The organism is Peribacillus sp. JNUCC 23, assembly GCF_053653995.1.
In genome coordinates, this window is sequence record NZ_CM132202.1 from 4,101,011 (window position 1) to 4,119,358 (window position 18,348).

Genomic DNA, 18,348 nt, shown 5'->3' on the forward strand with positions numbered 1-18,348 from the left:
TTCTACTATCGCTAATATCTCCGCTACCGCGTAGATATTAGCGATACTACGAACCCGATTGGTTCAACTAAACCTTTGAAGATCACAAAGGTAAGTTTCACTGTATCTCACCAATCGGGGTTTTACAGGCTGTTTTCCACTGCCAATCACTCTTTTTCTTGTCTCAAATCATTTATGTGGCATCGTACAGCCTGTTATACCGGGATAATTTAAAATTTAGAGGTGGATTTGATGAAGCAATCAATTTTCGATAAAGTGATTGATAGACGAAATACAAGTTCAGAAAAATGGGATGCATTAGCATCCGTTTACGGGACGAGCGACGCGCTGCCAATGTGGGTAGCCGATATGGATTTTCCTAGTCCTAAAGAAATTCAAGAGGCATTATACTCTCGAATTAACCATCCTGTGTTCGGGTACACATTTCCTTCACACGCGATAAACAGCGCAATCCAGAATTGGTTGAAAAATCGTCATGATTGGCAAATTGAGAGTGAATGGATTGGATATAGCGCCGGTGTTGTTTCTGGAATTGGAACCGCCATTAGTGCTTTCACAAATCCTGGTGATCAAATATTGATTCAAAGCCCTGTTTACAAACCTTTTTTTGATATGATAGAACATCTTGATCGTAAGGTTGTCAATAGTCCTTTATTAGTCGAAAACGCAAGATTTGAAATTGATTTTAACGACTTCGAAGAAAAATTAAAATCCGGCGTCAAGCTATTCCTGCTTTGTAGCCCACATAATCCAGGTGGTCGAGTTTGGTCAAAAGACGAATTAATAAAAATCGGCGAACTTTGCGATCAATATGACGTCCTAATCGTCAGTGATGAAATTCATGCTGACTTAGCACTGTCACATAGCAAACACATTCCCATCGCTTCTCTAAGTGAGAGTGTAGCAAGTCGCACCATTACCTTAATGGCTCCAAGTAAAACATTTAATATTGCCGGGCTACAGGCTTCGCTTCTCCTTGCCAGCAATCCCGAGCACAAGAAACAAATTGAAAAAATTCAAATTAAAAATGCCTTTCATGGGGTAAATCTGCTTGGATTAACCGCAATGGAAGCAGCCTATCAATATGGGGAACCATGGTTAAATGAATTACTTCCTTATATTGAGGAAAACATTCAAGTTGCCAAAGCTTTCATCGCACAAGAACTACCTAACCTTACCGTTATGCATCCTGATGCCTCTTTCTTAATTTGGATTGATTGTCGCAACCTTGGTTGGACAGATGAAAAACTGCAAGATACTTTACTAAAAAAAGGAAAACTCGCTCTTGAACCTGGTCCGAAATATGGTCAAGGTGGGGAAGGTTTTGTGAGAATGAACATTGGATGCCCACGTTCAGTCCTACTTGAGGGGCTAGAAAGATTGAAACGAGCATTAATTTAAATAGAGAAGGCTTTTGTTTCAAGTTGTTATCTGTGAAAATAATCTACGCAAATGAAAAGGGCTTGAAAATCAAGCTCCAAATCTTAGAGATTCACGAGTATATTAGTGATTACTTTGATTCGGCACACTTGGACTAGCGCTATCATGAACCGTATTATAAAAAGAGCAGTTGCCAACTAGTACAGTGGTAGCTGCTCTTTTACACTTTGACGCATCAATAGATTACTTTCCCTTTTCTTCTACTATCATAAGCGTATTTTTGCTCGTTTGAAGTGGTTCATCCAAGTGAATCAGCCACGAACGACATTGCAAAAGAAAAAACCAGGGTTCTCTAGGGCACTGACTGTCTCAAAAATGACAGTCAGTACCCTAGAGAGTAGCTGGCTTTTTCTATATATTCATCCTACAGATATCATTTTTTTATTACACCACAAGCAATTCGATCTCCAGCATTCCCCGCCGGCTGACTCATGCCGTCGTCCGCTGATGCATGAATGACGATAGATGTTTGGTCTTTAGTAAGAAGTGAATTTTTTCCATCTTTAAGCGTTGCATTTGGAGCATCCAATTTCGCTTTCGTCTTTCCATCATCTTTGACAATTAAATTTGGCAAATCTCCCGCATGTGCCCCTTTCGGATGAAGCAAACCATGTTCTTTTTTATCTGGGTTAAAATGATCACCAGCTGAAATAAAATCAGGTGCCTTACATGAACCTTTGTTATGGATATGAATGGCATGCACACCAGGCTCCAGTCCCTTTAAATCAATATCTAGCGTAACACCTTTAGACTTCTCCTGAACAGTAATTTCTCCAAGTGAGTCTCCATCTACATTTCGCATCGTTACATCAATTTTCTTGGGACTTTCCGTTGCACAACCGGCTAGCAAAAGCATCATGATCATCACACTCATTCTCGTTTTCAATATACTACCTCCCGCCCATTCCGTTTATCCCATCTATTTTTTCCTAAAGTGAAAAAGGTATACTAAAAAACTTGCATCTGAATACTTGAATGATTAAATCCCCTTTGTTACGAATGGTTTTAGACTAATTACCTCTATTCACAACAAGTATATGTAAATCGCGGGCACCCGAAAAATTTTCTGACTCTAAAGTGACTATAAATTAAGACTCTGCTGCGAATGGGACACTTTACGTGCCCATATTAAGATTTGCGTGCCGGATGAACCTCTTTGCGCGCCAGATTGAACCCTTTTCGTGCTAGAATCGAAATTTACGTGCAGTAATGTTCTATCACTTTAAAGAAATTAAGCGCAAAAGCACAATGGCTTTTACGCTTATCCAAAATCAGTCTTCTTCTACATAAGGGTCATGTTCATACTGCGGCAGGTCACCGAATGTAGTCATAATCCCTTCCTCATCTAAAGCAGCCTCATATTTTTCGTGTTGCGAGTTCGGATACACCGTAATATTCTTGCCGTCCATATCAACGCCGACAAAATTCTCATAATCTTCCACATAGCCGATATTTTCTTCTGATTCAACATACATATCCTCATAATCATCGGGAGGATAGGCGAAGTCAGATGGCGATTCCGAAGTCCCAAAACTGGCTACGTCCTGCCAAGTATCTTCCGCATCATAAATCACCGATTCATTCTGGTCATCATTATCGAATTTCCCAAATGGAGGGGTTAATACTTCTTCCTCAACAGGGCGATTATGGGAAGTATTCTGGGAGGGTGAATGCTCCTTACAAAATGTTGTTGTCGGAATCGCTTGCAATCGATCAAGTGGAATCTCTGATTGACACACTTCACATTTCCCATACGTTCCTGCTTCCATCGCATGGATCGCGTGATTAATTTCATCTACATGCTGACGTGCGTGTTCATAGAGCGCGATGTCTTTTTCTCGCTCATATAATTCTGTCCCTTCATCACCTGGATGATTATCAATACTCGATAATTCTCCTGTTGAATCATGAGCAAAGCTTCTAAGCAACCCGAAATTTCCATTATCACTTAATCTTTCCTCTAGCTCCTGTTTTGTCTGCTGTAATTGCTGTCTCAATTGGTTTAATTGTTCTTTTGAAGGCATATCCCCCATCCTTTCTTGGCAAATGGATTTCCTTCTTGTAGTATTTCCTAAGTATTACGCTTCACTAGCGGAAGTTTCTTCCCTTTAAAAAAAAAGTCAAATAAGTATTTTGGCCAAAAAAATGGGTAAGTTATGTGTAGAGCAATATTAGCTACTTAATTTGACAATCAAACCAATTGTAACTATAATAGTTACATAGGTGGTGAATACGATGATTAACAGTCGCTTTGCTGTTGCCATTCATATTCTTTCCCTTATTGCATCTGGTCCGCGTGAAAAGGTTACGTCAGAATATATTGCCGGTAGTGTGAACACCAATCCAGTGGTCATTCGTAGAATTACAGGAATGCTAAAAAAAGCAGGGCTTCTTCAATCACAAGTTGGAACGCCAGGGGCTGTCTTGACCCGAGATCCAGTAGAGATTTCGCTTTTAGACATTTATCTCGCCGTTCAAGAAAAAGAAGATTTATTTTCGATGCATGAAAATCCAAATCCACAATGCCCTGTCGGTAAAAACATTCAATCTGCTTTGGAAGATACGTTTCATACAGCACAGACTGCAATGGAAAAAGAACTGGCAAGCAAATCGTTACAAGATATCAGAACGAGGATGGCCCTTTGATTTAGAGTCAACCTCTTTTTCACCACCAAGTTGTAACAAATTCAGTTACAAATAGACAATTACTAGGAGGAATCATAATTATGAAAATAGGAATAATTGGAGCAACTGGAAAAGCAGGGAGCCGTATCGCAAAGGAAGCTTTAGAGCGGAATCATGAAGTAACAGCCATCGTTCGCGACGCTGCAAAGCTTCAAGTAGAGGGAGTAGCTATTTTAGAAAAAAATGTTTTCGATTTAACAACTGATGATGTTAAAGGTTTTGACGTTGTAGTCAATGCTTTTGGTGCACCATTTGGAGAAGAGCATTTACATGTTGATGTTGGAAACGTTCTAATTGAAGTTTTAAAAGGAGCACCAAATACAAAATTGTTCGTAGTCGGTGGAGCAGGTAGCCTGTTTGTTGATCCAGATAAAAAAGTCCGTGTCATTGATACGCCCGACTTCCCAGATATGTTTAAGCCTACTGCTTCGAATCAAGGGAAGAATCTCGAAATCCTGCAAGGTACGGATTCGATTGCTTGGACATTCCTCAGTCCTTCCGCATTATTTGCAGTTGGCAAAAGAACAGGAACATATCAAGCCGGCAAAGATCACCTTCTCGTAAACTCAAAAGGAAATAGCTATGTAAGCTACGAAGACTACGCTGTAGCTGTGCTTGATGAACTTGAAAATCCTAAACATGTAAACGAACGCTTCACTGTCGTTTCTGAAGAAGCATAAGTAAAAAAGGATGTCCTATAAAAAAGAGTCAGATCTCTTAAACTTAGAGGTCAGGCCCTTTTTAGGAGATCCTTTGATTATTTATCCCGCTTTAATGCATCGAGTTTTTCTTTAAATGTTGATTCCTACGCGTTACTTCTTCTTCTAATTCCTTCGTTTTTAGTGCTTCTCTTTGTGACTTTTTGATAATCCACCTCATCGTAAAAGCACAAGCAATCATGAATATGGTGAACGAAATGATAGCAGGAAAATATTCTGACTTGTCTTCTGGAAAATAGAGAAACAAGCCAAGTACAGTAGGTAAAAGAACGCTCATTGATTACATCCTTTCTAAAATACCAATTCTTGTATCTTAATTATAACAACTACCTTTCCATTTCGCGACTTAAATTGAATCGATTTGTAAGAAGGCTTCAGTTAGAACTTTAAATCGCATAATATGCGTCAAATCGAGAAATTACGCGTCGGATTTGTAAAATATACGTCAATCCAATATATAACAAAAATCTCCCCACTATTTTAACAAATGATAAAGCAAGCGGTCTTTATCTTCAAAAAACTGCTTCATGATCACATAATGATCGGTGTCTTCAAGCTTTGTTTCTCTCAGTCCTTCTTCTGTCATTTCGATAATCTTTGCTTTTGGGTAGGCCATGATGATGGGGGAATGGGTGGCAATAATAAACTGTGAATCCAATTGAACGAGCTCCTGCATTCTTGATAATAGAGATAGCTGCCGGAGCGGAGATAAGGCAGCTTCAGGCTCATCTAGTATATAGATTCCTTGTCCGCTAAATCGATTCGTAAATGCAGCGAAAAATGATTCCCCATGGGATTGTTCATGAAGTGACTTCCCGCCAAAAGAGTCAATTATTCTCGGTCCGAAGCCACCTATGTCCAATTCTTCAATCGTAGACGCGACATTATAGAACGTTTCAGCACGGAGAAAAAATCCGTCTTTCGGCTTTCTCGTCCCTTTCACAAGTCTTACATATTCGTACAAATTAGAATGAGACTCTTTCGTAGAAAAGTTGAAATTAATCGTGCCACCTTCTGCATTAAAACCAAAAGCAACGGCGATTGCCTCCAATAATGTCGACTTCCCCATGCCATTTTCCCCGACGAAAAATGTGACATTCGGATGAAGCTCAACATCAGTCAACGGACGAACAGCTGGTAAACAGAACGGATAAATATCAAATGAAGGAACGGCATCTCTTTTCAACTCAACTCTTCGAATATAACTTTCTAGAGGAAACATGGTTATGCTCCTTTTCTATTTTTCAAAAAATTTACTTGAGGTGTTTTCATGAGGCGATTAAAGTGGTTATCAAAAAAGAAACGGGAGACAAAAGCCTCCCGCTTCATAAGATTTATCCCGCATTAACGGTTCAACTAATCATCAGCTTGGGGATGCCCCCCACTGATGGAAGTTTCACTTTACACTAATTTAATCGATTGAATCACAATGTCTTCCGCTGGTTTGTCACCGTATGTCGTTTTTGCATTAGCAATGGCATCAACTACATCCATGCCTTCGACAACTTGTCCAAAAACAGAATGCTTTTGGTCAAGCCATGGAGTACCACCAGTCGCCATGTATGCTTCGATGATTTCTTCTGGGTAGCCCGCTTGTTTCATTTGCCCGCCCATTCTGCTGTCAACATGTTGTGCTTGAACGATAAAGAATTGGCTTCCGTTTGTTCCTGGTCCAGCATTGGCCATCGATAATGCACCGCGAAGATTGAAAAGTTGCATAGAGAATTCATCTTCAAATGGAGCACCCCAAATACTTTCTCCACCCATACCAGTTCCTTGTGGGTCTCCACCTTGGATCATGAAATCTTTAATAACACGGTGGAAAGCAATTCCGTCATAATAACCATTCTCAGCATGTGTTAAGAAGTTCTCAACTGTTTTTGGTGCTAATTCAGGGAAAAATTTAATTTTGATATTTCCTTGGTTTGTTTCCATAATGGCCGCTTTTTCATTTTCTAATACTTCAGATGTTAATTGTGGATAGTTTGTCATCTAAAATCCCTTCTTTCCTATAAATAATCCGCCCATAATCATGAATCTACTATTATGTGCCTTCAATTGTACACTTTACACGAATTCATTAGCAAAGTGCAAGCGACTTGCCGGCAATGATGAATTCCGGCTAAATCCGACATTATTCTACTACTCGAAAGGATTCAATCTACAACCTGTCCATTTATTCAATTATGATCTGTTGTTGCACACCAAGATTCTTACTTAAGATCTTCCTTCCCCATTATTTGAAAGCCTTCTCTGAATTTTGTATGATAAAGAGAGAATGAGTAGGAAAAGGGGAATTAAAATGAGCGAAGAGCAATTTGCAGTTGGGGACAAAGTGTCTGCGATTTATCGCACAGGGAAATATATTGGAGAAATTACTGAAGAGAGGCCAAATGCGTATCTTGTCCGTGTTCTCGCTTGCGCCAAGCATCCTATGCAAGGTGATTTACACAATCCAAAACAAGTGGATGTCGCCCTGTTTCATCAGCGCCGAGCACTTGCTTTCCGTGAACAGATGAATGTGCCTAAGAATATGGTTAGAGCGTACACGAGTGAAATTCCCAATTATAAAGAATCACTGCAACAATCCGTTGATTCGATGAAACAGAAGCTGTCCGAGACCCAAGACGAATGGAATCAAAGAAGTCTGCAACATATCGAAGAACTGGAGAAAGACTATTTTAAATAAATACCTAAAAGCCAAATCAATTCTCATGATTTGGCTTTTATAATACAAGTTTATTTAAAACTTTAGACAAATCAATCCGATCTCCAATCGTTGTAGGCTGGTGATTCTTCATATAGCTTTTATCTTTTTCTACTAATTTAAAAATATTATACGTTGTCATCGCATCATCAAGTGCACGGTGGTGCCTTCCTGTTCCTTCTTTTCCATAAGCCTGTACCGCTTTCCACAAACCCGTTTGATTTTGATCGCCAAAAAAGCGTTTGTACTCCATTGATAAGTCAATTTGCTCCCCGGTAAAAGGAAACTCGACTCCCGCTCTTTGACAATTATTACGCAATACCTTCATATCCATATTTCCCCACGTGACAATCTTCGTTGGACATTTCTGATCATAGCTTTTTAATAATGCAACAAGCTCAACAAAATTAATGCCTTGATTCACCTGACTTTGCGAAATATGAAGAAATCTTTTACAGCGTTCTGTTAACTGCGAAAACTTATCCGGAACAACAAACGAAGAAAATTGATCACCCAATCCATCATCTATTACGGAAACAAAGCCAACTTCAATAATTTCCGGATAAAAACCAGCAGGCTTCCCCTTCCCCTCTGGCATAGTAAACTCAAAATCAATGAATAAGTATTGTTGCATGTTTTGTTCCATGTCTTCCATCCCCCTTTTCTAAAATCTTATTGTGATATTATAACAGAATATTTAAACAAATTACGTTTTTTTCTTTCAATAACAATGTTCTACATCTCTATGAACAATTCCTCTTCCTATTTTGTTAGATCATACCTCACTGCTTGTTCATCCATCCCCTACCTATTTTTTCTTGATTCTGCCACCAAAATTGAAGCGGGGGTATTACAGCCTGTTAAACCGGGATAAAATAGCAACATATTCTATACGAAAATATATTAGCTAGGGAGCTGTTCTATGCGCATGTTTCTACGCAAAGCCCTAAACCTTTTATCGCTTCCTACCCTCTCTTTGTTCGCGTTTCTTTCTTATTCGCTCGAAAGGAAAGATTTCAAAATAAGTTGAGAATGCTGGAGTAGATAGTGCTACAGTCGTTATACAGCATCATACGCATCAGCTTGTCTCGTTGATTGGGGGAAAGAAAGAATTATAAAAAAATTCTTTCAGTCATATGTTTCAAAGCTAGTGTCAACCTGGATCGACTATAAAGTGAAACTTCAATCAGTGGAAGCCCCGCTACGCTTCTCTTACTCCTCTAAGCCTTACTGCCCTTAGATGTGGATACAGACGATGCGTTGGAAAACTAAAAGGAACGCAGTTTGCGCTCCTTCTTTTTGCTAAAGTCATATAAGTCTTAGCTTTTCTGATTAAGAGAAATAACTGCCAGTGTGCAGCGGGAAACGGAAATAAGCTGTTCTTCTTCATCACGAATTTTAATGTCCCAAACCATGGTCGTTTTTCCTCTATGTAGAATATTTGCTTCAGCTGTTACTATTCCTGATCGTTTTCCTTTTATATGATTGGCGTTGATTTCAAGTCCAACAACAGCTTCTTTTGATTTGTCCACAAGCTCATAGCCACCAATACTCGCAGCGGTTTCAGCAAGTGCCACGGAAGCGCCTCCATGAAGCAATCCAACTGGCTGCCAGGTCCTTTCATCAACCGGCATCGTCGCAATGACTTTCCCTTTACTCAACTCTGTTATTTCGATCCCCAATGACTTCAACAACGACTTCTCAATATTGAATTCCATATAGACTTTAGCCTCCTTAAAAATGAAATAAAAACATACATACACATTTTATTTTACACGTATTCACTAATTTAGGGCATTTTCAGAATGTACTTTTACTCAAATTTACTGCTTGTCTTTGTGAATGTGATTTCCGCTTACAACTACAATATAATTTTATTGAGGAAATACGATGATTCAATTTTATATTTCTTGGATTCGACGCATATTTTCTGATTTCGGTACTTCAGTCATCATAATCAATAATCGGATAAAAAAAACCTGGCCTAAACAGTTCAAAATCTGTTCAGGTCAGGTTCTTTATTTAGCAATGATCTCTTTTAGTTCAAACCAGCTTGTTAGCCTTGGGATCTTCAATTCCCGATTATAGCTGTTGTCAATCGCATATACTTTTGTCGGGGCATCCAATAACGTTTCTAGTACAGCAGGTTTATCGTCAAAATAATAATCCAATTGTAGATCCTCTATAATTCGGATCTTTTCGCCGTCCTTCATTCCGCAAAAGAAATGGCCTTCTTGAACTGGAAATTGATTTTGGATAAGCCAGTCTTTGGTCCGTTCGCAATGTTCAGCATTCCTTGCCGTAATATAGAAGACCTCATGACCGTCCTTGACAAGCTGTTGCAACGTTTCAACTGCTCCATCAAAAGCTGGACAGGTTGTATAGTAGATTTCTTCTGCTAAGCTATTCCACATCGCTGTGCCTTCTTCTGCGGTTAGCCCAAACGGCTCATGAATTTCCAATGTGGTCAAAGCTTTAAAAGCCGCTAATTCCACATCTTTGTTCAACTTTTTGTTATATAAATGAAAGGCATGCTCTCGTAAATTGATTAAAGTATCATCGATATCGAAGCCAAATCTCAACTCTTTCCCTCCTCATATAATCGTCTATCTGAGAATCAGCAAAAAACGGTCAGTAAACCCGTTTTTGCGGCTACATACCCTTTTCTTTCATTGCTTGAATGTAGGATAAGCCGTGATGCATAAATCATCACCAATTTTATCAATGTGGTGGAAGGATAGGTCTATCGCTTCATCCATCGTTTCAGCATCGACGCCCGCAAAAGGAGTAAGTGAATGTTTGCCAGCTAGAACTTTTGGCGCTACATAGACGATATATTTATCAATCAAACCAGCTCGTAAAAAAGAGGCATTGATCTCTCCGCCACCTTCAACTAAGACATCGGTAACACCTCGACGATAAAGTTCGTTTAATAAATACTCCAGGTTCAATCCCATGGCAGTTAACGGCACATCGATGAGCTCAACACCCTTCTTGATTAAGGCCGCTCTTTTCTCAGCATCTGTTCCCTCTGACGTGACAATCCACGTCTTTGCCTCTTTGCAATCTGTCACTTTTGCTTCTAATGGCGTACGCAATTGGCTATCCACAATGATGCGGATTGGACTCTTGCCTCCTTCAGGCAAGCGAGTTGTAAGCGATGGATTATCTGCTAATACGGTACCTATCCCAACCAAAATCGAATCGACTTCATTTCGTAATTGATGAACGGAACGGCGTGCTTCTTCTCCAGTAATCCATTGCGAATGGCCGGTGTGAGTGGCGAGCTTGCCATCTAGCGTCATAGCCGTTTTAGAGATGACGAAAGGTCGTTGTGTTTTCATATTGTGAATAAACCGTTCATTTAGTAGCAAGGCCTCTTTCTCCAGAACGCCTACTTCAACTTCTATTCCTGCATCTCTCAGTAATCCAATCCCTCTTCCTGCCACAGATGGATTCGGATCTTGAGTAGCTACGACCACGCGGCTTACTCTAGACTCTTTAACCAAATTGGCACAAGGTGGTGTTTTTCCGAAATGTGAACAAGGCTCAAGTGTTACATAAAGAGTTGCTCCGCATGCATAGTCCCCAGCCATCTTAAAAGCATGTACTTCAGCATGGGGTTCTCCTGCTTTTCGATGAATTCCAGTGCCGACGATCACGCCATCTTTTACAATAACCGCCCCGACAACTGGGTTCGGATTCGTCTTTCCTTTAGCCGTGGCTGCTAAATCAAGCGCCAGCTGCATATATTCTTGGTCTGTTTTCACTTTATCAGCGCTCCTATATAGCAAAAGTATTCTCTTGTGGAATATGTCCTGATTTTTTTATTTTTGTATCTAAATAAAAGCTGTTTGTTTCTGTCAAGCCGCCCCATAATGGGATATGTTCAGCCGCAGCCAAACCATGCTCTCGCAATGCTTGTAGCTTTTTCGGATTATTTGTGATGAGGACGACTGGTTTATCTCTCAGTTCTTCTAGCACTTGTATGGCTCCTTCATAAGAACGCGTATCATCTTCAAATCCTAACGCATGGTTCGCTTCTACTGTATCTAAACCTTCTTGCTGTAAGATATAAGCAAGTGATTTCGAGAACAGACCAATGCCTCGCCCTTCATGATCAGCTAAATAAAAGAGAGCGCCACTACCATGTTCTGTTATCATTTTCATCGATTGATGAAGCTGATAGCCACAATCACATCTTTGACTGCCGAAAATATCGCCGGTATGGCAGATGCTATGCATTCTAACTAACGCCTGTTCAGACTCTTTGAAATCACCATAAACCAACACAGAAGATTGTTGAGAGGAAGCTAAATTAGCCGTTGCTAACGATTCAAGTACATCTTCTTTCGTTTGAACCTTATCATCAAGCTCAATCCATGTGTACCACTGGAATACAGCTGAAAAGTCACCTTGCTCTACAGGAAGATTAACCGGTCCTACAAGACATATTTCTCTTTTACCTGGATTTTTGATCATTTGCATTTTATCTATTAATATTTCTTTAATTTGTGGCGTAATAATCATATCGATCACCTGACCTATTAGGATTTTTAAATTCCTTACTTTTTGTAACTAGGTATTAATAATATCATAAACCTATCACATTTAAAATACAAATAATGAGGCTCTTATTTTTAAATTTTTCCTTTTTTTGTTCCAAACATTTATTTTTTAAAATTTTACTTGTAGCAGTATAGCATTTGTATTTACTTCATATGTTGGAAAAAGAAGATCTTGAAAGGAGAGGGTTTTTTGACAGAAAATCATGATGGGTTTCCTGATGCCTATCGACATTCCCATCATCATGATATATTTCGCCAGTTTCCTTCTGTTAATCCGGACTTGCTCATTCAATCGGCAAAACATTCACAGTCCTTACTACTTGATGCACAGAAGGTTGTAAACTCTTTCGCCATGTCTCGTCCATTTTCAGAGCGGCTTATGGCAGCAGCGCAGCAATCAAAAACAGCTACTGTAACAGATATGATCCGAAAGACCGGCGTAAAAACAATGCCAGACACGACCTATAGCCCTGATGGAATCCGTTTCGATTTCCACCCAAAAACCGAAGATAACTGCTGTCATATTATCGTTAGCTTGAAATGGTTGAATTTTTAATAGAAAATGAGGAAGTTTCTAAAAAAAGACGGATTCATAAACGTAAATTGAATCCGTCTTTTTTCATTTTGAATACTAAGGTTTATACATATATGAGCCTATTTTTTATTATATCAGCGGAGTACGCAAGTATTTAAGCCGTTTTCCATTTATATCGGCCAAAACAGGATTTTATCAGCCGGTTTGCTAGCATGGAGTAAAAAACCGGAAGCAAAGGCCTCCGGTTTTCTTCAGTCTTCTTCACCAAATCGTTCTACAAGTGTAGCCAATGTTCTTGCCATAACACCTGTTGCTCCAGCAGTACCTAGGTCATACGCTGAATTCGTTACAGATGTTCCAGCAATATCAAGATGTACCCAAGGCTTGTTTTCAGCAAACTCGCCGATGAATGCTCCACCCATGATCGCATGTCCTGCAGCACCCGGTGAGTTGTTCAAATCAGCAAGCTTACTGTTTCGTACGCGCTCTTTGTCTTTTTCCGTAATAGGAAGGCGCCACATTGGTTCTCCTGTTTCATAAGAGGCTAATAGTACTTCCTCAAAGAATGCTTCATTATTCGTCATAGCTCCAGTCATATCCATACCAAGTGCTGTGATCACCCCACCTGTTAATGTAGCGATATCAACAAGGTAATCAGCGCCTTGATGTAAGGCATATGTTAGTGCATCTGCTAATACAAGCCTTCCTTCTGCGTCTGTATTCAGAACTTCGATTGTTTTACCACTCATGGACGTAATCACATCGTCCGGTTTAAAAGCACTTCCACTCACCATATTATCGGTGGATGGAATGACTGCCACAACATTTTGCTCCGGCTTCAATTCACCGATGATTTCCATCGCTCCAAGAACAGCCGCTGCACCGCCCATATCCGTTTTCATGCCGACGATACCGGCTTTCGTTTTCAGGGAATAACCACCTGTATCAAAGGTTATTCCTTTCCCTACTAGACCGATTACATCTTTCCACTCATCTTTGCCTTGATATTTTAGAACAATCATCTTTGGCGGTTCAACAGATCCCTGGTTCACAGCAAGGAGAGCTCCCATTCCAAGCTTTAGCATCTCTTCTTTTTCAAGAATCTCCACTTCAAAATCATACTGTTCCCCAAGCTCACGCGCATAATCAGCAAGATCTGTTGATGTTAATAGATTTCCTGGCGTATTCACAAGCGTACGTGCTGAATTCGTTGCACTTCCATATACTTTCCCGACTTTTAATGAAGATAAGACCTCATCTCCATCCTCTTCACTATAAACGGTAAAGGAATCAATTTGTTTTTCAACAGAGTTTGATTTTTGTTTATACCCTGCAAATTGATAAGTCGCAAGTTCGAATGCCTCACTTAATGCATGAGCTGCATCTAGGACATCGACTTTCTCTGTGACAAACGTATCTAACGCAGCTGCTGCTGTTGTCATTTTCGCATCCTTCAACGTTTTAAATGCTTTTCCAAAAGCCTCGCGCAATGCTTCAAAGGTCAATTCCTTTTCTTTCCCTAGTCCGACGAAAATTAAGCGTTTAACGCCAACCTTGCCTAATGTATGTATTTTAGAGACGGATTTCTTCTTTGCCGAAATCTCTCCATCCTTTATCAATTCCGTTAACTGACCATCTAACAGTTGATCTGCTGTAAGTCCTATTCCTTCTAATTTAACCGGCTTCTCAAACACACCGATTAATAAACACTCTTCGTGCTGATCAAAATTCAATTCATTTTTCACTGTAAACATGATGATCACTCCTCCTTTTATTATAACGAATTTTTCAATCTGGTTCGAACGAATCCTTTCTGTCCCTAACACATGCTTGAATTTTATGTGATTAACTTTTAGTATATAAACACAAAGACAGGAAAATTATAGAATCATATCACTACGTATGATACATCATCTAATTTTTCAAGTAAAACTAGAATTACACTGCAGGGTTAGAACCGTTTTAGGGGAATATAGAAAATACAGAGTTACCTGAACTATCATTTCATTAAAATTGCATGCGCATTATGTTAAAAAAGTACTCTTTGAAAAGAAAGTAGGCGGACATACATGGAATTATTCTTTAATTTCCCTCTCGTTGCATCTATTATCGCGATCTTCTTTGCTCAATTTATTAAAGTACCTATTCACTATATCGCACTGCGCAAGCTTGACTGGTCTTTGCTTACTTCTACAGGCGGAATGCCCAGTTCTCACTCTGCTGCTGTGACAGCACTTGCGACAGGTGTCGGCATTCAGTCAGGCATCTCATCTCCAATTTTCGCTGTCGCAACTGTATTTGCGATCATCACGATGTTTGATGCAACAGGCGTTAGAAGACAGGCCGGTGAACAAGCTGCTGTTCTCAATAAACTTGTTGCAGATTTCAATGTTTTTATTAGCGAAGCTAAAAACTGGCAAAACAAAGAAGAACAGCATAAACAGCATAAATTAAAGGAATTACTTGGTCATAAGCCCATTGAAGTTTTCTTCGGCGGACTGACTGGCATCTTCATCGCCGTTATTTTATACTTTTTCGTATTTAAATAAGAAACACATCGTCATGATCTAGTTTGATGGGAAACATATGTAAAATAGGGAAATCAAATGAGCCTATCTAAACTAGTGTAAGCCAATCAATCTCCATGGAAAGGTAGTGTCTCATCAAATTGATTGGCTTATGACTAGAGGAGCAGGATGTAGACAGACATAACTAACAAAGTGAATCACATTCCTAAAAAACAAAAAAACCCAGCTAATCTTTTTAAGAACTGGGACTTTACATATATGATTTAATTCGCTCTATCTTTCTTAAATTGCTGACGGAACACTTGAATGGTCTTATCTTCATTAAGTGAAGTCAGAGTATCCTCAGTAAGTACACCTTCTCCTTCTTTCACAATGTATACATCCAAGGTCTTTTTACCCCAATTTTCATAAACTTCCGAAACGGTATCATAATACAAATCTAGCTTGTTTCCTTGTATCGCACTTCCCGTATCTGCAACAACCCCATAGCCGTATCCCGGGATCCATAAAATCGTTCCAATCGGGAACACATTCGGGTCTGCAGCAATCGTTGAATATACATCACGCTTTACTTTCACACCTGAATACGTGATGCCATATAGAGGGTGTCCCGGTTTTTTTCCTGTCGATTCATAGCCCGCTGTATAGCCTGTAGCAATCATAGTTTTGACAGGGTATTGACTGAAGTTCATTGTATCATCTAAAGTTTGCGGTGCTCCTGTTTCTTCCGTAGCTTGAATCATCTCACTTGAAGAAACTAGCGCTTTATTTACGATTTTTGCTTCTACACCTGTAACATGATAAAACGTAGCGTGAAGTGCAGCTACAAACAAGAAGATAACTACTACTCTTTTCACTAACCCTTTTATACTATTCATACAATACTCTCTCCTTCCACACCATATATTTCTTTCCCGAACGGAATTGAAATATTCATGTAAGAGGAAAAAGCTTGATCAGCTGCCACCTTAACTAGGCATCAGACACAGAAAACTAATATAGTATTAAACACCATCATTTACTATGAAGGATATATCATGAAGCACGCTACACTCACCCAATCTCAATAGTGGCGGTGCGGAGCCGGAATTTTGGATGCTTTCTCGTTAAAATCAATATACCTGATAAATAAATGGGCTATTTAGTAAGTCGCGAAGCCTAAGTCCCCATGTCCTTCATGTAAAAACAGGATGCCCAAAAGGACAGCCTGCTTGTTTAAAACATTTGATAGCCTTTCTTTCTCAAGACCTTAATGATAACCCCAGCCAAGATTGCTCCTACTAGTCCACTTAATAATATCGTTATATCAGCTGCATAAAGAGCAGTCAACTTCTCGCCTAAGCCGCCAAAAGCAACACCCGGGTGTCTGAAATACTCAATCAGCTTTAATTCATTAACAATATAAATGGCTATAATCGGAAATATGACGACCATAATCCAAGAAGAGCGGAATAGCATATTTAATAAAAAACCGATTCCAAAAAACAATAAAAAGAAAAGAACAACAGAAATAATTAATGTAGGAAGTGCCATATTCTTTCAAATCCTCCTCAAAAAGCCTCACTATAAGTGTACTTAATGAGACAAGACACGTCAATGAAATACACCACGAAATATATGAATTGCGCAAACACTCTGATTAAACCGTTAGACAGGATTACACAAGTTTCATATTCTATTCACTTTTTTTAAAACTAAGAATCATTTGACATAAAACCAGCCCTATCTAAAAAGTCATTTCACTTATATTTTTCATACAAAACTAATATGGCGTTAAAACGATACCATTTACGATGAAGGATGTATCATGAAGCACGCTATACTTACCTAATCTCAATGGCGGCGGTACGGAGCTGGAATTTTGAATGCTTTCTCGATAAAATCAGTATACCTGATAAATAAATGGGCTATATTAGTAAGTCGCGAAGCCCCGTCCCCATGCCCTTCATACAAATACACGTTTTACTGGATAATTTCCCGAACATTCCATCTAAACTAAGCAAATATCATGCTGTCATTTACTCATTTTATGTTAAAATACTATCATGAAGTTGATACTCTAATCGGAGGGATTCATTTTGGAAGAAAATCAAAAGGTTTATGATATTACAATAATCGGGGGCGGCCCTGTCGGTTTATTCACGGCATTCTACGGCGGAATGCGACAAGCCTCTGTGAAAATAATTGAAAGTTTACCACAACTAGGCGGACAGTTATCAGCTCTATATCCGGAAAAATACATCTATGATATAGCTGGTTTTCCAAAGGTACGCGCTCAAGAGTTAATTGATAACTTAAAAGAGCAAATGGCGAAATTCGAACAAACGATTGTCCTTGAACAAGCTGTGCAAACGGTGGAAAAGCAAGAGGATGGTGTCTTCAAGTTAACAACTGAAAAGGACGTCCATTATACGAAATCAATCATTATTACAGCTGGAAACGGGGCGTTCCAACCGCGTCGAATCGAAATCGAAGATGCCACTCAATACGAAAAAAGCAATCTTCACTACTATATCGATGATTTAAACCATTTTGCAGGCAAGAAGGTTGTCATTTTTGGTGGCGGCGATTCAGCAGTTGACTGGGCACTCATGCTTGAACCAATTGCTGAAAAAGTAACACTTGTTCACCGTCGCGATAAATTCCGCGCACATGAACACAGTGTAGAAAACCTAAGGAATTCGAAAGTCGAAATCAAAACACCATACGTACCAGCTGAGTTAATTGGTAATGGCAGCGAAATTACTCAAGTTGTTCTACAGGATGCGAAGGGTGAGGAACGTGAAGTTTATGATGTGGACGCAGTCATTGTCAATTATGGCTTCGTATCCTCCCTTGGACCTATTAAAGATTGGGGCCTTGACATCCAGAAAAATAACATCGTCGTCAATTCCAAAATGGAAACAAACATTCCTGGAATTTATGCTGCTGGTGACATTTGCACATATGATGGTAAAGTCAAGTTAATTGCAAGCGGATTTGGCGAAGCCCCAACTGCTGTTAACAACGCGAAGCAATATATGGATCCTAAAGCAAAAGTTCAACCGATGCACAGTACTTCTATGTTTGAATAAGAGAGAATTACCAATGAGACAGGTTACTTACCTGTCTCATTTTTTTATAAAGTGAAACTTCAATCAGTGGGGGTTTTCTTCATCCCCCACTG

General features: G+C 39.4%; 20 protein-coding genes. 7 read left to right on the forward strand and 13 right to left on the reverse strand.

Going from position 1 to position 18,348, the window contains the following annotated elements:
• Positions 1-231 precede the first annotated feature (231 nt).
• On the forward strand, positions 232-1,401 hold the full coding sequence (locus tag JNUCC23_RS19675) for a MalY/PatB family protein (RefSeq protein WP_403075396.1): 1,170 nt from the start codon (positions 232-234) through the stop codon (positions 1,399-1,401).
• Between the two features lie 412 nt (positions 1,402-1,813).
• On the opposite strand, the gene JNUCC23_RS19680 is transcribed toward JNUCC23_RS19675, so the two are convergent.
• Both JNUCC23_RS19680 and JNUCC23_RS19685 read right to left on the reverse strand, forming a co-directional pair.
• Positions 1,814-2,314, reverse strand: coding sequence for a superoxide dismutase family protein (locus tag JNUCC23_RS19680; protein WP_403076189.1), 501 nt, complete (start codon positions 2,312-2,314; stop codon positions 1,814-1,816).
• Between the two features lie 397 nt (positions 2,315-2,711).
• Entirely contained in the window at positions 2,712-3,464 is a 753-nt protein-coding gene (locus JNUCC23_RS19685) for a TraR/DksA C4-type zinc finger protein (RefSeq protein WP_403075398.1), read from the reverse strand.
• Positions 3,465-3,675: 211 nt separating this feature from the next.
• On the opposite strand from JNUCC23_RS19685, the gene JNUCC23_RS19690 reads away from it, so the two are divergent.
• Both JNUCC23_RS19690 and JNUCC23_RS19695 read left to right on the forward strand, forming a co-directional pair.
• Positions 3,676-4,086: an Rrf2 family transcriptional regulator gene (locus JNUCC23_RS19690; RefSeq protein WP_049683020.1), complete on the forward strand. Its 411-nt coding sequence runs from the start codon at positions 3,676-3,678 to the stop codon at positions 4,084-4,086.
• Between the two features lie 80 nt (positions 4,087-4,166).
• Positions 4,167-4,805, forward strand: coding sequence for an NAD(P)-dependent oxidoreductase (locus JNUCC23_RS19695; RefSeq protein ID WP_454213162.1), 639 nt, complete (start codon positions 4,167-4,169; stop codon positions 4,803-4,805).
• A 91-nt stretch (positions 4,806-4,896) separates the two neighbouring features.
• Here JNUCC23_RS19695 and JNUCC23_RS19700 read toward each other — a convergent pair whose 3' ends face one another.
• The 3 genes from JNUCC23_RS19700 to JNUCC23_RS19710 form a co-directional block, all read right to left on the reverse strand.
• Positions 4,897-5,121: a hypothetical protein gene (locus JNUCC23_RS19700; protein ID WP_403075404.1), complete on the reverse strand. Its 225-nt coding sequence runs from the start codon at positions 5,119-5,121 to the stop codon at positions 4,897-4,899.
• Positions 5,122-5,319: 198 nt separating this feature from the next.
• Positions 5,320-6,066, reverse strand: a complete 747-nt coding sequence (locus tag JNUCC23_RS19705; RefSeq protein ID WP_403075406.1) for an AAA family ATPase — start codon at positions 6,064-6,066, stop codon at positions 5,320-5,322.
• Positions 6,067-6,245: 179 nt separating this feature from the next.
• On the reverse strand, positions 6,246-6,836 hold the full coding sequence (locus JNUCC23_RS19710) for a peptidylprolyl isomerase (protein WP_403075409.1): 591 nt from the start codon (positions 6,834-6,836) through the stop codon (positions 6,246-6,248).
• Between the two features lie 310 nt (positions 6,837-7,146).
• Between JNUCC23_RS19710 and JNUCC23_RS19715 the strand changes: the two genes are divergently transcribed.
• Positions 7,147-7,533: a kinase-associated lipoprotein B gene (locus tag JNUCC23_RS19715; protein WP_454213165.1), complete on the forward strand. Its 387-nt coding sequence runs from the start codon at positions 7,147-7,149 to the stop codon at positions 7,531-7,533.
• Between the two features lie 37 nt (positions 7,534-7,570).
• Here JNUCC23_RS19715 and kapD read toward each other — a convergent pair whose 3' ends face one another.
• From kapD to JNUCC23_RS19740, 5 genes are all read right to left on the reverse strand, one after another.
• Entirely contained in the window at positions 7,571-8,197 is a 627-nt protein-coding gene (gene kapD / locus JNUCC23_RS19720) for a 3'-5' exonuclease KapD (protein WP_062185910.1), read from the reverse strand.
• A gap of 673 nt (positions 8,198-8,870) precedes the next feature.
• A complete protein-coding gene (locus JNUCC23_RS19725) occupies positions 8,871-9,269 on the reverse strand; it encodes a hotdog fold thioesterase (RefSeq protein WP_062185908.1) in 399 nt (132 codons plus the stop codon).
• Between the two features lie 300 nt (positions 9,270-9,569).
• Positions 9,570-10,133 (reverse strand): 5' nucleotidase, NT5C type, encoded by a 564-nt coding sequence (locus tag JNUCC23_RS19730; RefSeq protein WP_062185905.1) that lies wholly within the window; start codon positions 10,131-10,133, stop codon positions 9,570-9,572.
• An 87-nt stretch (positions 10,134-10,220) separates the two neighbouring features.
• Positions 10,221-11,321 carry a bifunctional diaminohydroxyphosphoribosylaminopyrimidine deaminase/5-amino-6-(5-phosphoribosylamino)uracil reductase RibD gene (gene ribD, locus JNUCC23_RS19735; RefSeq protein ID WP_403075416.1) on the reverse strand — a complete coding sequence of 367 codons (1,101 nt, stop codon included), beginning with the start codon at positions 11,319-11,321 and terminating at the stop codon, positions 10,221-10,223.
• A gap of 13 nt (positions 11,322-11,334) precedes the next feature.
• A complete protein-coding gene (locus JNUCC23_RS19740) occupies positions 11,335-12,081 on the reverse strand; it encodes a GTP cyclohydrolase II (protein WP_403075419.1) in 747 nt (248 codons plus the stop codon).
• Between the two features lie 228 nt (positions 12,082-12,309).
• Between JNUCC23_RS19740 and JNUCC23_RS19745 the strand changes: the two genes are divergently transcribed.
• Positions 12,310-12,675 (forward strand): hypothetical protein, encoded by a 366-nt coding sequence (locus JNUCC23_RS19745; protein ID WP_403075422.1) that lies wholly within the window; start codon positions 12,310-12,312, stop codon positions 12,673-12,675.
• A 230-nt stretch (positions 12,676-12,905) separates the two neighbouring features.
• On the opposite strand, the gene JNUCC23_RS19750 is transcribed toward JNUCC23_RS19745, so the two are convergent.
• A complete protein-coding gene (locus tag JNUCC23_RS19750) occupies positions 12,906-14,408 on the reverse strand; it encodes a leucyl aminopeptidase (protein ID WP_454213169.1) in 1,503 nt (500 codons plus the stop codon).
• Between the two features lie 315 nt (positions 14,409-14,723).
• Here JNUCC23_RS19750 and JNUCC23_RS19755 point away from each other — a divergent pair, with 315 nt between their 5' ends.
• Entirely contained in the window at positions 14,724-15,203 is a 480-nt protein-coding gene (locus tag JNUCC23_RS19755) for a divergent PAP2 family protein (RefSeq protein WP_403075426.1), read from the forward strand.
• Between the two features lie 242 nt (positions 15,204-15,445).
• Here the strand turns inward: JNUCC23_RS19755 and JNUCC23_RS19760 are convergent, their stop codons facing one another.
• Both JNUCC23_RS19760 and JNUCC23_RS19765 read right to left on the reverse strand, forming a co-directional pair.
• Entirely contained in the window at positions 15,446-16,060 is a 615-nt protein-coding gene (locus JNUCC23_RS19760) for a 3D domain-containing protein (protein WP_454213171.1), read from the reverse strand.
• A gap of 337 nt (positions 16,061-16,397) precedes the next feature.
• A complete protein-coding gene (locus tag JNUCC23_RS19765) occupies positions 16,398-16,715 on the reverse strand; it encodes a YuiB family protein (RefSeq protein WP_403075431.1) in 318 nt (105 codons plus the stop codon).
• A gap of 545 nt (positions 16,716-17,260) precedes the next feature.
• Between JNUCC23_RS19765 and JNUCC23_RS19770 the strand changes: the two genes are divergently transcribed.
• Positions 17,261-18,256 (forward strand): NAD(P)/FAD-dependent oxidoreductase, encoded by a 996-nt coding sequence (locus JNUCC23_RS19770; protein WP_454213173.1) that lies wholly within the window; start codon positions 17,261-17,263, stop codon positions 18,254-18,256.
• The last annotated feature ends 92 nt before the right edge of the window (positions 18,257-18,348 follow it).